The organism is Amycolatopsis anabasis (genome assembly GCF_009765355.1).
Lineage (GTDB): Bacteria > Actinomycetota > Actinomycetes > Mycobacteriales > Pseudonocardiaceae > Amycolatopsis > Amycolatopsis anabasis.
This window is the reverse complement of the sequence record NZ_VTHK01000024.1, coordinates 38,630-51,785: the sequence shown is the minus strand read 5'-3', so window position 1 is coordinate 51,785 and position 13,156 is coordinate 38,630. Positions and strand designations below refer to the sequence as shown.

14 protein-coding genes are annotated in these 13,156 nt (G+C 70.6%); 7 read left to right on the top strand and 7 right to left on the bottom strand.

The annotated features are described in order from the left end of the window. Positions 1 to 21 precede the first annotated feature (21 nt). Positions 22 to 1,281 carry an NsdA family TPR-like regulatory protein gene (locus tag FXO23_RS28310; protein WP_484476996.1) on the top strand — a complete coding sequence of 420 codons (1,260 nt, stop codon included), beginning with the start codon at positions 22 to 24 and terminating at the stop codon, positions 1,279 to 1,281. Between the two features lie 86 nt (positions 1,282 to 1,367). After that, complete coding sequence (gene lhgO, locus FXO23_RS28305; RefSeq protein WP_343034520.1) at positions 1,368 to 2,570, top strand: L-2-hydroxyglutarate oxidase; 1,203 nt, start codon at positions 1,368 to 1,370, stop codon at positions 2,568 to 2,570. Between the two features lie 7 nt (positions 2,571 to 2,577). On the opposite strand, the gene FXO23_RS28300 is transcribed toward lhgO, so the two are convergent. After that, positions 2,578 to 3,594, bottom strand: a complete 1,017-nt coding sequence (locus FXO23_RS28300) for a DUF3558 family protein (RefSeq protein WP_158888508.1) — start codon at positions 3,592 to 3,594, stop codon at positions 2,578 to 2,580. A gap of 198 nt (positions 3,595 to 3,792) precedes the next feature. On the opposite strand from FXO23_RS28300, the gene FXO23_RS28295 reads away from it, so the two are divergent. Then, the gene (locus tag FXO23_RS28295; RefSeq protein ID WP_158888507.1) at positions 3,793 to 4,557 is read left to right on the top strand and encodes a maleate cis-trans isomerase family protein; all 765 of its coding nucleotides are present in this window, start codon (positions 3,793 to 3,795) and stop codon (positions 4,555 to 4,557) included. On the opposite strand, the gene serS is transcribed toward FXO23_RS28295, so the two are convergent. The 5 genes from serS to FXO23_RS28270 form a co-directional block, all read right to left on the bottom strand. After that, on the bottom strand, positions 4,510 to 5,775 hold the full coding sequence (gene serS / locus FXO23_RS28290; protein ID WP_158888506.1) for a serine--tRNA ligase: 1,266 nt from the start codon (positions 5,773 to 5,775) through the stop codon (positions 4,510 to 4,512). The genes FXO23_RS28295 and serS overlap by 48 nt on opposite strands. Before the next feature lie 51 nt (positions 5,776 to 5,826). Continuing rightward, complete coding sequence (locus FXO23_RS28285) at positions 5,827 to 6,732, bottom strand: haloalkane dehalogenase (protein WP_158888505.1); 906 nt, start codon at positions 6,730 to 6,732, stop codon at positions 5,827 to 5,829. A 17-nt stretch (positions 6,733 to 6,749) separates the two neighbouring features. Further along, on the bottom strand, positions 6,750 to 7,202 hold the full coding sequence (locus tag FXO23_RS28280; protein ID WP_158888504.1) for a DUF350 domain-containing protein: 453 nt from the start codon (positions 7,200 to 7,202) through the stop codon (positions 6,750 to 6,752). A 61-nt stretch (positions 7,203 to 7,263) separates the two neighbouring features. Then, on the bottom strand, positions 7,264 to 8,430 hold the full coding sequence (locus FXO23_RS28275; protein ID WP_158888503.1) for a glutathionylspermidine synthase family protein: 1,167 nt from the start codon (positions 8,428 to 8,430) through the stop codon (positions 7,264 to 7,266). Further along, a complete protein-coding gene (locus FXO23_RS28270; RefSeq protein WP_179956898.1) occupies positions 8,431 to 9,039 on the bottom strand; it encodes a cell envelope integrity TolA family protein in 609 nt (202 codons plus the stop codon). 109 nt (positions 9,040 to 9,148) lie between these two features. Here FXO23_RS28270 and FXO23_RS28265 point away from each other — a divergent pair, with 109 nt between their 5' ends. The 4 genes from FXO23_RS28265 to FXO23_RS28250 all read left to right on the top strand — a co-directional run bounded on the left by FXO23_RS28265 (position 9,149) and on the right by FXO23_RS28250 (position 12,491). Then, positions 9,149 to 10,126 (top strand): septum formation family protein, encoded by a 978-nt coding sequence (locus FXO23_RS28265; protein WP_158888502.1) that lies wholly within the window; start codon positions 9,149 to 9,151, stop codon positions 10,124 to 10,126. A gap of 4 nt (positions 10,127 to 10,130) precedes the next feature. Then, entirely contained in the window at positions 10,131 to 10,481 is a 351-nt protein-coding gene (locus tag FXO23_RS28260; protein ID WP_158888501.1) for a metallopeptidase family protein, read from the top strand. Between the two features lie 233 nt (positions 10,482 to 10,714). Further along, complete coding sequence (locus tag FXO23_RS28255; RefSeq protein ID WP_158888500.1) at positions 10,715 to 11,974, top strand: MFS transporter; 1,260 nt, start codon at positions 10,715 to 10,717, stop codon at positions 11,972 to 11,974. A 91-nt stretch (positions 11,975 to 12,065) separates the two neighbouring features. Further along, positions 12,066 to 12,491 carry a hypothetical protein gene (locus FXO23_RS28250; RefSeq protein ID WP_158888499.1) on the top strand — a complete coding sequence of 142 codons (426 nt, stop codon included), beginning with the start codon at positions 12,066 to 12,068 and terminating at the stop codon, positions 12,489 to 12,491. A 3-nt stretch (positions 12,492 to 12,494) separates the two neighbouring features. Here the strand turns inward: FXO23_RS28250 and FXO23_RS28245 are convergent, their stop codons facing one another. Then, positions 12,495 to 13,145, bottom strand: coding sequence for a DUF4232 domain-containing protein (locus FXO23_RS28245; RefSeq protein WP_158888498.1), 651 nt, complete (start codon positions 13,143 to 13,145; stop codon positions 12,495 to 12,497). Between the last annotated feature and the right edge of the window lie 11 nt (positions 13,146 to 13,156).

The following is a 13,156-nucleotide window of genomic DNA, read 5'->3' as shown; positions in this document are numbered from 1 at the left end:
CTGGGTGATTTACTGATTACCGTGACGGCTATCGACCGGGCCGCTGGCGCGGTCCTGCTGAGACAACTGCGGGAATCCCGGGGCTGGTCCTGGACCGACCTCGCGAGGGCACTGCGGGAGACCGCGCGCTGCCTTTCAGTGCCGACGTTCGAGCAGCGCCAACTGGCGAGCATTCAGCGCACGGTCGCGCGCTGGGAAAGCACGGCGGACCGAACCGCTCCCGGCGACCGCTACCAGCTGCTTCTCGCACACCTCTACGCCCGCACGAAAACGGGTTCGCTCGAACTCAACCGGGGTTCGGACTTCGACACCCTGCTCACCGCACTTCGTTGCTTCGGGACACCAGCTCAACGTGTGCGCGATCTCGCCAACCTCGTCAGGAAGGCAGCGGAAGCCCCCGAGGAAGGCGGGGAAATGACGATCGACCAGGTCGCCGAATCGGTCACGCGGATCAACGCGCGAGTCGGAGCCGTGCCGGTCGTCCAACTGCAGCTCCAACTCGCGCCGGTCCTGTCGAGCTGCCGAAGGCAAGGCGGTTACCAGTCATGGCCCGAGCTGCGGCCGATCGCCGCGGACGCACTCGCCTTGGGTGCGCGCCTCGCTTTCGAAACGCGGGACGACTCGACTTCGGCGTCCCTCTACGCGGAAGCGACGGAAATCGCCGGAAGATCGAGCGACCCGCAGCGCCGGGCCGAAATCGGTACGAGCCGCGCGATGGTCACTCTGCATGCCACCGGCGACCTCAGCACCTCGGGCACTATCGCGGAGGCCGCCATCCGCGACGCCAACCGCTGCGGAAGTTACGCGGTCCGGGCCCGCGCCTTCGCTGTTCACGCCGAGATCCGCGCGCGGGAAGGACGAGCCGAATCGGCTTCGTCCGGTTTGGACCAAGCCTGGCGAGCCGCCGAACGGCGCAGCCCGTCCCGTGGCTTCAACGCAGGTCCGCTCCACGGTTTCGAAGGCGTGTGCGCACTCCACCTCGGAGACGCCGACCGGGCACACCGCCACCTCGAGCGATCGGCCGCGACTTTGCGGCAACCGCGCGATGCCATCCAACGCGCGATCGTCAGCGCTGATCTCGCGTTGGCTCGGCTGCGCCTTGGCGATCCGGACGCGAGTGCCGAAGTGCTGCATGAGGTGGTCGACATCGCGGCGCGCACCGGTGGCCGGGTTCCGGTTCAGCGCTTGCGGCAGGTGCGCGGCGAACTTCGACCGTGGCGCGCCGAAGCTTTCCTGGCTGACCTGGACGACCACATCCACGACACCTTGCTGGGCGGGTGACTCGCGCGAGCGGGCCGGAACGGGGACTCGCGCGACGGGAACGGGGGACTCGCGAGGTGAGATCGGCCGCGTCGGGAGTCACAGTGGTGGGGCGGCTACGCTCATCGTCCGTGCGCAGAGTTGTGGTGATCGGCGGCGGAATCGTGGGGCTCGCGGTGGCCTGGGAGCTGACCAGGCGCGGCGCGGCGGTCACCGTGCTGGAGAAGGAAGACCACTGGGCCGCCCACCAGACCGGGCACAACTCCAACGTGGTGCACGCCGGGCTGTACTACAAGCCCGGTTCGTTCAAGGCCCGCATGTCGGTCGCCGGTAACCGGTCCATTGTGGACTTCGCCCGGGAGCACGGGGTGGGGGTCGAGGTCTGCGGCAAGCTGGTCGTGGCCACCGACGAGAGCGAGCTGCCCGCGCTGAACGTGCTCGCCGAGCGGGCCGAGGCCAACGGGGTTCCGGCGAAGCTGATCAGCCGGGAAGAGGCGCTCGAGTACGAGCCCGAGGTCGCCTGCGTGCGGGCGCTGCGGGTCGAGTCCACCGGGATCATCGACTTCCCGGGGGTCTGCGCGGCACTGGTCGGCCTGCTCGAAGCAAAGGGCGCCGAGCTGCGGCTCAACACGCCCGCGCTCGGCATTCGCGCCGGGTCGGCCGGTGGCGTGGAAATCGCCACCGGGAGCGAGGTGCTCCGGTTCGACGCGCTGGTCAACTGCGCCGGGCTGCATTCCGACCGGGTCGCGCGGCTGGCCGGGCTGACGCCGCGGGCCCGGATCGTGCCGTTCCGCGGCGAGTACTACGAACTGCGCCCCGAGCGGCGGGGCCTGGTGCGCGGGCTGATCTACCCGGTGCCCGATCCGACGCTGCCGTTCCTCGGCGTCCACCTGACCCGCATGCTCGACGGCAGCGTGCACGCGGGACCGAACGCGGTGCTCGCGCTGCGCCGCGAGGGCTACCGGTGGGCCGATGTCTCCCCGGCCGATCTGGCCGAGGTCGCGCGGTTCTCCGGCGCGTGGCGGCTCGCCCGCAAGTACGCCTTCCCGACCGGCCTGGACGAGGTCCGGCGCTCGTTCTCCAAGCGCCGGTTCGCGGCGAGCCTGGCCCGGCTGGTCCCGGCCGTGCGGCCCGAGGACATCGTGCGCCACGGCTCGGGCGTGCGGGCGCAGGCGCTGCTCCCGGACGGCTCGCTGGTCGACGACTTCCTCATCGAGACCGCGCCGAACCAGGTGCACGTGCTCAACGCGCCCTCCCCGGCCGCGACCAGCGCCCTGGAGATCGCGAAGCACGTGGCCGACGCGGTCTGACCGGGGCTCAGCCCTGCGGCAGGTTGCCGTTGACCATCGGGATCGCCTGCCGGAGCACGTCGCAGCCCTTGGCGGGGTCCTTGATGTTGCCGTTGGTGATCTTGACCGAGGACTCTTCGCCGAAGCCGGCGATCGCCATGCAGCTGCCCTTGATGCCGTTGGCGTCGGCGAACAGTCCCCAGTTGCGGTTCCCGGCCTGGACCTGCTCGTCCGGGGTGTCGCCGTAGGCCACGTCCTCGGCCGATTTGTCGGTCGCGACCGAGACGTACAGCATCTGGAACTCGTTGCCTTCGGCCGCCTCCCACTGGCACCCCGGCGGGGTGGCGGAGCCGCCCTTGCGGCCCTGCCCGGTCGCCTCGCCGTTGGTCCGGTACTTGAGCTGGGTGAGCTGGTCCGGCTTCATCAGCGCGCACGGTTCGACCCCGGCGAGCGGGCTCGGCGGCGGGGTGGGTTTGGGCGTGATCCGCGGCGCCGGGGCCCCGCCGGGCAGGTGGGAGGACACGAACGGCGCGGCCGCCTTCGCCTCGTCGCAGGCCTTCGCCTTGTCCTCGTCGTTCTCGCTGGAGATCATGACGAACGAGACGTCCGACAGCTTCACTCCGAGGTCGCAGTAGTCGTCGCCGAGGAACGCGGGATAGCGCGCCCACTTGAGGCCGCCGATCTCCACCTCCTCGATCGGCGCGGCCCCGTTGCCGCCCTCGTACTCCTCGAGCGACTGGTCGACGCTGTAGACGAGGCTCACCCCGGCGTACGGTTTGGCGTCCTCGTCCTTCGCCCGCCAGCGGCAGCCGGGCGGGACCCGCTGCTTCGGGTTCGCCTTCTGGGGTTCGCCCTGTTCCTTGAGATCGAGGTGGGCCGCCTGTTCCGGAGTGAGCAGCCCGCACGGGTCGTTCGGATCGACCGGTGGTTTGACCGGCCCCTGCCCCGGGATCGGCTGCGCGCTTCCGGCCACCGTGCTGGCGCAGCCGCCGAGCAGGCTCGCCGCGGCCAGCACCACGGCCACTAGGTACTTGCCTCGGGTCACCGCCCGATTCTCCCCTCCCCGGCACGTTGTTGCCGCCGGATTACCGAAATCACCCGCGTCCCGGCCCGTTCTTCTCCGGCGCGTTAAGTCGCGTTAGGAGCCGGTGAAGCCTTGCGGGCACATCTTCGCAGTTCAGCGCCTGCGAACTTAGCGTGTCCGGTACCCGGTGGTGCCCACCGGGCAGCGAGGAGCGGCGCGATGATCAACAACTTGTTCCAGGCGGACACCGGCGACCAGACCGGCATCGGCGTGGTCGCGCCGTTCGACTTCGCGCTGGACCGCGAACTCTGGCGCTGGATCCCGCACCACGTCACGCTGCACACCACCCGGCTGCCCTACCTGCCGGACCCGGTCACCGTGCGGCTGGCCGCGGCCCTGGGCAACCCGCACGGCGTGCGCCGCGCGACCCGGGACGTGCTCGTGCCCGAGCCCAGCGTGGTGGCCTACGCCTGCACCTCGGGCAGTTTCGTGGACGGCTCCTCGGGGGAGGCCGCGCTGGTCGCGGGCATGCTGGACGCCGGCGCGCCCGCCGCGGTGACCACCTCCGGCGCGCTGGTGCGGGCCTGCGACGCGCTCGGCGTCCGGCGGCTCGCGGTGATCACCCCGTACGTGGACGAGGTGACCGATCGCCTGGTGCGGTTCCTCGCCGAGCACGGCATCCGCACCTGCTCGAGCCTGGGCCTGGGCCTGTTGGGCGGGATCTGGAAGACCACCTACGCGCAGGTCGTGGCCGCGGCCGCGGAAATGGACCTCACCGGCGCCGACGCGCTGTTCGTGAGCTGCACGAACGTGCCGACCTACGATCTGATCGGCCCGCTCGAGGCGCGGCTGGGCATCCCGGTGATCACCGCGAACCAGGTGACCATGTGGGCCGCTCTGCGCCTGGCCGGGGTCACCGGCGCCGCCGCGCAACGCCTATTCGACGCGGGCGAGGACCTCGCGCCCACCGAGATAGGGGCGTAGCGCCTCGGGCACCCGCACCGAACCGTCTTCGAGCTGGTGGTTCTCCACGATCGCCACGATCCAGCGGGTGGTCGCGAGGGTGCCGTTCAGCGTGGCCGCGATCTGCGGTTTGCCGTTCTCGTCCCGGTACCGCACGCCCAAGCGGCGGGCCTGGAACGTGGTGCAGTTCGAGGTCGAGGTGAGTTCGCGGTAGGCCTGCTGGGTGGGGACCCACGCCTCCGAGTCGAACTTGCGCGCGGCGGAGGTGCCCAGATCGCCGCCCGCGGTGTCGATCACCCGGTACGGCACGTCGATCTTGGCCAGCATCTGCTCTTCCCAGTCCAGCAGCCGGGCGTGCTCGGCCTCGGCCTCCTCCGGGCGGCAGAAGGTGAACATCTCGACCTTGTCGAACTGGTGCACGCGGATGATCCCGCGGGTGTCCTTGCCGTACGACCCGGCCTCGCGCCGGTAGCACGACGACCAGCCCGCGTACCGCTTCGGGCCGCCGCTCAGGTCGAGGATCTCGTCGGCGTGGTACCCGGCGAGCGGCACCTCCGAGGTGCCGACCAGGTACAGGTCGTCGTCGGCCAGGCGGTACACCTCGGACGAGTGCGCGCCGAGGAAGCCGGTGCCCTGCATGATCTCCGGCCGCACCAGCGACGGCGTGATCATCAGCGTGAAACCGTTCTCGGCGGCCTGCGCGGCGGCCATGTTCAGCAGCGCGAGCTGCAGCTGCGCGCCCACGCCGGTGAGGAAGTAGAATCGCGAGCCGGACACCTTCGCGCCGCGTTCCATGTCCACCCCGCCGAGCCCCTCGAGCAGCTCGAGGTGGTCGCGGGGGGTGAAGTCGAACTCGCGGGGCGTGCCGACGTGCTTGAGCACGGCGAAGTCGTCCTCCCCGCCGGGCGGGACGTCCGGGTGGACCAGGTTCGGCAGCCGCCGGTGCAGTTCGGTGAACTCCTCCTCGGCCTGCGCCTGATCGGCCTCGGCCGCCTTGACCTGCGCGGCCAGCTCCTTGCCACGGGCGAGCAGGGCCTCGCGCTCGTCGCCGGAAGCCTTGCCGATCTGCTTGCCGAGCTGCTTCTGCTCGGCGCGCAGGGTGTCGGCGGTGGAAATCGCGGACCTGCGCCGGGCGTCGAGGGCGAGCAGCTTGTCGACCGCACCCTCGTCTTCGCCGCGGGTGCGCTGCGAGGCGCGCACGGCATCCGGGTCTTCGCGCAGAGTCCTGGGGTCAATCACGATCCCAGAGCGTAGTCGCCGCCCGGTTCCGCCCTCGAACCAGTTTCGGAGTTACCGGGAAGCGAACTCGGCGACGACCCGGGCGAGCTCGGCTCCCGCGTCCTCCTGCAGGAAGTGACCCGCGTTCGCGATGGTCGGATGGGTCAGCGCCGCCGCACCGGGCATGGCGCCGCGCAGCACCGGTTCCATCGGTCCGGTGATCGGGTCGCCGTCGGAGAACGCGCAGAGGAACGGGATGTCCAGCTTGCCCAGGGCCTGCCACGCGGCCCGGTTGGCCGGGGTGGCCGGATCGTCCGGGCTGGTCGGCACCAGTCCCGGCATGGCCCGCGGGCCCGCCTTGTACATCTCGTTCGGGAACGGCGCGTCGTAGGCCGCCCGCACCCCCGGCGCGAGTTCGGTCCGGCAGCCGGACTGGACGAACCGGCCGATGTCCATGACCTGCACGCTCTCCACGGTGTCGTGGAAGGCCCACCACACCTTCGGCATTTCCTGGTCGCCGGTCGGCAGGCCGGTGTTGGCGGCCACGACCCGGGCGAACCGGTCCGGGTGCTCGGCGACCAGCCGCAGTCCGATCAGCCCGCCCCAGTCCTGGCCGACCAGGGTGACCTCGCGCAGGTCCAGCACGTCGAACGCGAGCGAGCGCATCCACTCCACGTGCCGCGCGTAGGTGTGGTCGGCGATCTCGGCGGGTTTGTCGGAGCGCCCGAACCCGACCAGGTCCGGCGCGATGGCGCGCAGCCCGGCCGCGGCGAGCGGGGCCAGCAGGCCGCGGTAGAGGTAGGACCAGGTGGGCTCGCCGTGCAGCAGCAGGACCGGTCTTCCGTCCGCCGGGCCCGCCTCGAGGTAGCCGATTCTGATCACACCGCCGTGCGGATCGTCGATTTCCGCGTAGCGCTGGTCGAAATCGAACTCGGGCAGGTCTGCGAACCGGTCCTCCGGTGTCCTGAGCAGGCGCACACCTTGAAGGCTAGTGGTCAGGAGATGCCGACCGCGACCACCAGACCGAGGGCGAGGTGCGCCGCGGCGACGACGACGCTGGCCGGAGCGAACTTCTCGCTCTCGATGGTGGAGCCCACATCGATCCGGGTCGCCCACTCCAGCAGCCGCACCGCCAGCACCTGCACCACGATCCCGAGGAGGCCGTAGACCAGCGAGGTGATCAGGCCCTCGGTGAGGTCGCTCGCCGAGTTGAAGATCGCCACGACCACGATGAACGCCATCGACAGCAGCCCGGAGGCGGTCACGATCACCGCGTTCGGCAGGCCCCGGCGGACCAGATCGGACAGTTTGCCCGGGGTGGTCCAGTCGATCGCGTAGAAGCCGAGCAGCATCAGCAGCAGCCCGATGACGCCGTAGAGCAGGATCGCGCCGATCCCCTTGACGAGGTCGGAACCGAAGGTGTCGGACAACGCGAGGGTCGTCGTCATTGGAGTGCTCCCAGAGGTCGAGTGTGATCGCGCCCGAATTCTGCCGGTTGCGCGCCTTCTATCACGACTCGGGGATGCGGTGGGGGACGAACGCGGCGCCGTCGTCGGTGACCAGCCCGGCGGTTTCCCGGATGCCGAGCCCGGCGGCGTTGTCGCCGACGACCCAGGCGCCCAGCGCGGGGCGGAAGCCGTCGAACTCGGGCAGCGGGTCGAACGCCTGGTAGATGAAGCCTTCCGCGCCGTAGACGCCGCCGGTCTGGGTCTCGTAGCCGGGCGCGACGATCTGCACGTTCGCGCCCTCACGCCCCAGCTTCGGCTTGCGGACGTATTCGGTGAGCAGGCCCGGATCGTCCAGGAACGCGGGGAGCAGGTTCGGGTGGCCGGGGTAGTTCTCCCACAGGATCGCCAGCAGCGCCTTGTTGGACAGCAGCATCTTCCACAGTGGCTCGACCCACAGCGTCTTGGGCAGGGATTCGACCGCGTACCGGCCGAACTCCTCGTCGACCACCCATTCCCACGGGTACAGCTTCACCACCGTGTTCATCGGGGCCTCTTCGAGGTCGACGAACCGCTTGAGCAGCGGATCCCAGCCGATCTCCTCGATCGCCAGGCCGACCGTGTCCAGGCCCCCCTCGGCCGCGGTCTCCTGCAGGTAGGACGTGGTGATGTGGTCCTCGCCGGTCGGGTCGGCGGTGGACCAGCTGAAGTGCAGCTCCTTCGACGGGAGCAGGTCGCCGACCTCGGCCCAGCGCTCGACCAGCTTCTCGTGGATGGAGTTCCACTGGTCGTCGTCCGGGAACACCTCGGTCTTCCAGTGCCACTGCAGCACCGCCGCCTCGAGCAGCGAGGTCGGGGTGTCGGCGTTGTACTCCAGCAGCTTCGCCGGGCTCTTGCCGTCGTAGCGCAGGTCGAAGCGCCCGTAGACGTGCGGATCGCGCCGCCGCCAGGACTCGGCGATGTGCGGCCACACCCATTCCGGGATGCCGAACGCGGCGTACCGCTCGGTCAGCACGACGTTGTCGACGGCTTCCAGGCACATCGAATGCAGCAGCTCGACGTCCGCCTCTACGGAGAGCACCTCGTCCATCGGCAGCACGTAGTGCACCGATTCGTCCCAGTAGGGCCGGTCCTGGCCGGAGCCGTAGCGGGCCGGGGTGCCGAACACCAGCCCCTGCTCCTCGACGATCCGCTGCCAGTCCCGCCTGGGGGTGCTGGTTTCCCGATGCACCTAGGAACCTCCGCTCTTCCCGGTGCCGGTGCTGCTCTTGCCGCTGATGCCGAAGCCGCCGCGCTGCACGGTCTTGCCGGAGTTGGTGGTGATGTTGGCGTTCGACGGGCGCTCGTAGGTGCCGCCGGAAACCCGGCTGCCGATCGTGCCGGTGCCGCCGTAGTTGTAGTGGTACTGGCCGCCGCCCATGAAGAGCGGGAGAACCCAGAGCCCGGTGGTGGGGTTGTAGGTGGCACCGTGACTGCGCAAGTAGTCTTCGTCGCAGTTCTCGTCCGGGGCCACGGTGCCCTTGTCGTCGGTGCAGACCGCCCGGACCTCCTCGGGCATGCCCACCAGGTACCAGGAGGCCACCAGGCCGACCAGGCCCACGGTGACACCACTGCCGATCATCACCTTGCGCTTGGTGGACGCCTTGCGCTCGGCCTCGGCCCGCGCCTGCTGCTCGGCGATCTCGCGGTCGCGTTCCTCGGCCTCGGCCTTGCGCCGCGCCCGCTGTTCGGCGAGCGTGGGTTCGCGAGGCGTGGTCGTCTCGGCGTCCTGAAAACGCATCGATCCGCGCCTGGGCTGCTCCGGAGGCTGCTGCTCCCCCGAGGTGTTGTCTTCCGTCATCGCGCGCTCCGTAACCACTGGCAACCACGAACCTGAGCCACCGGCCCCATACTTCACACTATCCACCCACGGGGTGTTCAGGTGGGGCGGCGCAGGCATCATGGTGTCGATGCCTGTCGACCTCGATCGGTTCCGGTCCGCGAAGAACACGCTGCGCACCCGCCTGGTGATGGTGGGTGTGTTCGTCGGCGCGATCCTCGCGCTCTCGCTGAGCGTCACGTTCTCCTGGGGCAACGACGCCAAGGGCGGCGCGGGCGGCGGCCGGGCGGAGATGTCCGAACAGGCGCAGGCCGCGTTCCACTCCCCGCCGGGCAGCTGCCTGACCTGGACCCAGCCGGACGCGAGCGATATCCGCACCGTGCCGTGCGCGGAGAAGCACCTGTTCGAGGTGACCGGGGTGGTCGACATCGCCGACCAGTTCCCGCCCGGGGCGCCGTCCCCGGACGTGGCGAAGTGGCGGGAGATCGCGCAGGCCCGGTGCTCCGACGGCGCGAAGACGTACCTGGGCAAACCGCTCGACCCGTACGGCAAGCTGACGGTCAGCGCGCTGCGTCCCGCCGACGAGGAGTGGAACGACGGGGCCCGCGAGCTGCGCTGCGTGCTGCAGTGGGCCGGGCCGGGCGGCGGGCTGCAACCGCTGACCGGACCGGCGAAGGACCAGAAGCAGGCCAACATCTGGGAGCCCGGCACCTGCCTGGCACTGGTCGGCAAGACGGTCGGCGATCCGGTGGACTGCACCCAGCCGCACGCCTACGAGATCGTCGGCGAGCTGGACCTGAAGACGAAGTTCACCAACGGTTATCCGAAGCAGGACGACCAGAAGGCCTGGCTGGACACCGAATGTTTCAAGGCGGTCCAGGAGTACACCGGCGGAGACGACTTCTCCGCGCAGAAGCTGATCCTGACCTGGGACGTGCGGGAGCAGGAGAGCTGGGACGCCGGATCGACCCAGGTGAACTGCAAGGTCGGCGCGAAGCTGCCGGACGGGTCCGGGCTGTCCCCGGTGACCGGCAGCATCAAGAAGTCCACCCCGCCGCCGGGCACGGAGCCGCCCTCCCCGCCGCCGAGCAGCACCGGCGGCGGGTGAGCCGATGGCGGTGGAGATGACGGCGGCCCGGTTCGAGGAGCTCGTGGCCGACGCGCTGGACGAGGTGCCGCCGAAGTTCGCCGCGGCGATGGACAACGTCGTGGTGCTCGTGGAGGAGTACAACGACGAGGCCCCGGACATCCTCGGGCTGTACCACGGGATCGCGCTGACCGAGCGGACCTCGGACTACGGCGGGGTGCTGCCGGACCGGATCTCGATCTACCGGGAGCCGATCCTGGCGATGTGCGACACCGAGGACGAGGTGGTGGAGGAGGTTCTCATTACCGTGATCCACGAGGTGGCCCACCACTTCGGCATCGACGACGACCGCCTGCACGAACTCGGCTGGGGCTGAGTTGGTTTCTCCGCCCGCCCGCCCCAACCCTCCACCCCTCCGTGCTCGGTTGCCCTGACCGCGTTTCGGGGCATTGCCCGGCGCAATGGCGCCATTTGCCGGAACGGTCTACCTCTGACGTCATGCTACGTAACGAACACGTTGAGCTACTCGATTTCGCGACCGGGAACGTGTTGTCATGGGACAATCGCCATGAGTGTCTGGGGAAGCACTATGAGTGAGACAGTGGAGCCATGAGTCCCGGCGGGGACGGCCGGTTGGCCTGGCTGCTGTCGTCGAGCGCGATGTCCAACCTCGGCGACGGGATCGGCAAGGTCGCCTTCCCGCTGCTGGCCGCGACCCTGACCCGGGATCCGGTGCTCATCGCCGGGCTGTCCGCCACCCAGTTCGTGCCGTGGCTGCTGTTCGCCGTGGTCGCCGGCGCCCTGCTGGACCGGGTCGACCGCCGCCGGGCGGTGATCGTGGCGAACCTCGCGCGGGCGCTGGTGGTCGGCGGGCTCGCGCTCGCGATGGCGCTCGGTTCGGTGTCGATCTGGCTGGTCTACCTGGCCGCGCTGCTCATCGGCACCGCGGAGACGGTCGCCGACAGCGCGGCGAACGTGCTCATCCCGAGCGTGGTGTCCCGGGATCGCCTGGCGGGCGCGAACAGCAAGCTGCAGGCGTGCGAGATCATCGGCCAGACGTTTCTCGGCGGGCCGGTCGGCAGCGCGACCTTCGCCGTCTTCGCGGTCTTCCCGTTCCTGCTGAACTCGGCCGGTTTCGCGATCGCGGCGGCCCTGCTGGTCGGGCTCACCGGGAACTACCGCCCCCGGCCCGGGCCCGCGGACGGCGTCGCACGCGGAACCCTGCGCGCCGAACTGGCCGACGGTTTCGGGTGGCTGCGGCGCAATCCGGTGCTGGTCCGGCTGGTCACGGTCGCCGCGCTGGTCAGCCTGACCAGCGAACTCGCCCAGGCCCAGCTGGTGCTGTACGCACTGGAGGACCTGCGCCTGAGCGAGGCGGCGTTCGGCATGTTCGCCCTGGTCGGCGGCATCGGCGGGCTCGCGGGCGCGGCCGTGGCACCCCGGCTGATCGGCGCCTGCGGCCGTCGCGCGGTGCTCGCCGCCGGGATCGCGACCGCCGGGATCGGTTTCGCCGCGATGGGCGTGTGCACCCAGCCGGTGGTCTCGGCGGCACTGTTCGGGCTGTTCGCGGCCGGGGTGGTCGCGGGGAACGTGGTGCTGGCCACGGCCCGGCACGCACTGGTGCCGGAGGCGCTGCTCGGCCGGGTGCTGGGGGTGTGGCGGACGGCCGTCTGGGGCGCGATCCCGCTCGGTGCCCTGCTCGGCGGCGTGCTCACCGATGTGCTGGGCAGTGCGCGCGGCACGTTCGGGGTGTCCGGCGTGCTGCAGCTGGGACTCGCGGTGTTCGCGTGGTGCGCCCTCCGCGGCGCCGCGCTGGAACCGGATTCCGCGCCCGCCCGTGACCTGCGCGAAGTGGAGAACGCGGGCTGAAGCCCGGCAACGATTTGATCGCCGTGCTGATTCGGCCGTCGTTTGGTGCTGGAATAACGCATTCTCACCCGGCACCAAGGGAGGTCCGACCGTGCCGAACGACGATTCCCCCGCGGAACCGCCGGAAGTGGCCCATCCGGCCCGGCGGCCGCTGGTGCTCGCGGCGGTCGCCGGGTTCGCGCTGGGCAGCGCGGTCTTCGGTCTGCTGTGGGCGTCGTCCGGGTCAGCGACCGGCCCGGCCGAGGACGCGCGGGCGGCCTGCGCGGCGCTCGCGCGGGCGGCCGGGGAACTCCCGGGACCGCGGCCGGACGTCGAACTCGGGCTCAGCCCGGGCCTGCTACGCCGGATCGCCGCCGCGCGGGAGCTGTCGGCGGCGGCCGCGGAGATCAGCGGGACCTATCGCGAACTGGCCAATCACCTGGACGGCGTGAGCCGGATGGTGGTCAGCCTCAACTTCGCGGATCCGGCCGGGCGCTGGCACCTGACGCGGGCGACCGAGATGTGCGGCCACGTCTAGGTTTCAGTCGCCGCCGCCCTTCACGATCGACTTCACCGTCAGCTGGTTGCCGGGGATCTGGTCGCCGGCGCAGCCGGTGCCGTTGTACTCGACGAACTTCGACTCGGTCTCCTGCGGCGGGTAGACGCGCAGGCCGCGGACCGGCTGGGGTTTGCAGACGCCCGGCTCGTAGTTCTGGACGGTCACGAACCCGACGTCGGCGAAGGCCGTTTCGCCCTTCTTGAGCAGCACCGGGCCGCCCTTCTGGCCGTCGCGGAACGCCGCCGGGCCGACCTGGTGGCCGTCGTCACCGGCCACATAGGACACCCCGGGGAAGCCCTGGATGGTGCACGGCTGGTCGCCGGTGTTGGTGAACTTCAGCGGCCGGTACACGGTGCCCGCCGCGCCGTCGCCCTGGCCGAGGGACAGCTGGAGGTTCGCGGATTTGCACAGCCCGTTGTCCGGTTGCGCCGGTGGCGGCTGCTGGCTCGGGCCCGGCGTGGAGGACGCGGGCGGGCTGGAAGAGCTCGGCGTCTCGCTCGCCGATGTCGTCGGGGCCGAGCTCGTGGACGGCTGGGCGTTGGGGGTGCCCCCGTTGCCGCATCCGGTCAACGCGACCGCGAGCGCCGCGCCGGTGACCGCGAGCCCCAGCTGGGGAATCCTCGTTCGGACCATTGATCGTTCGC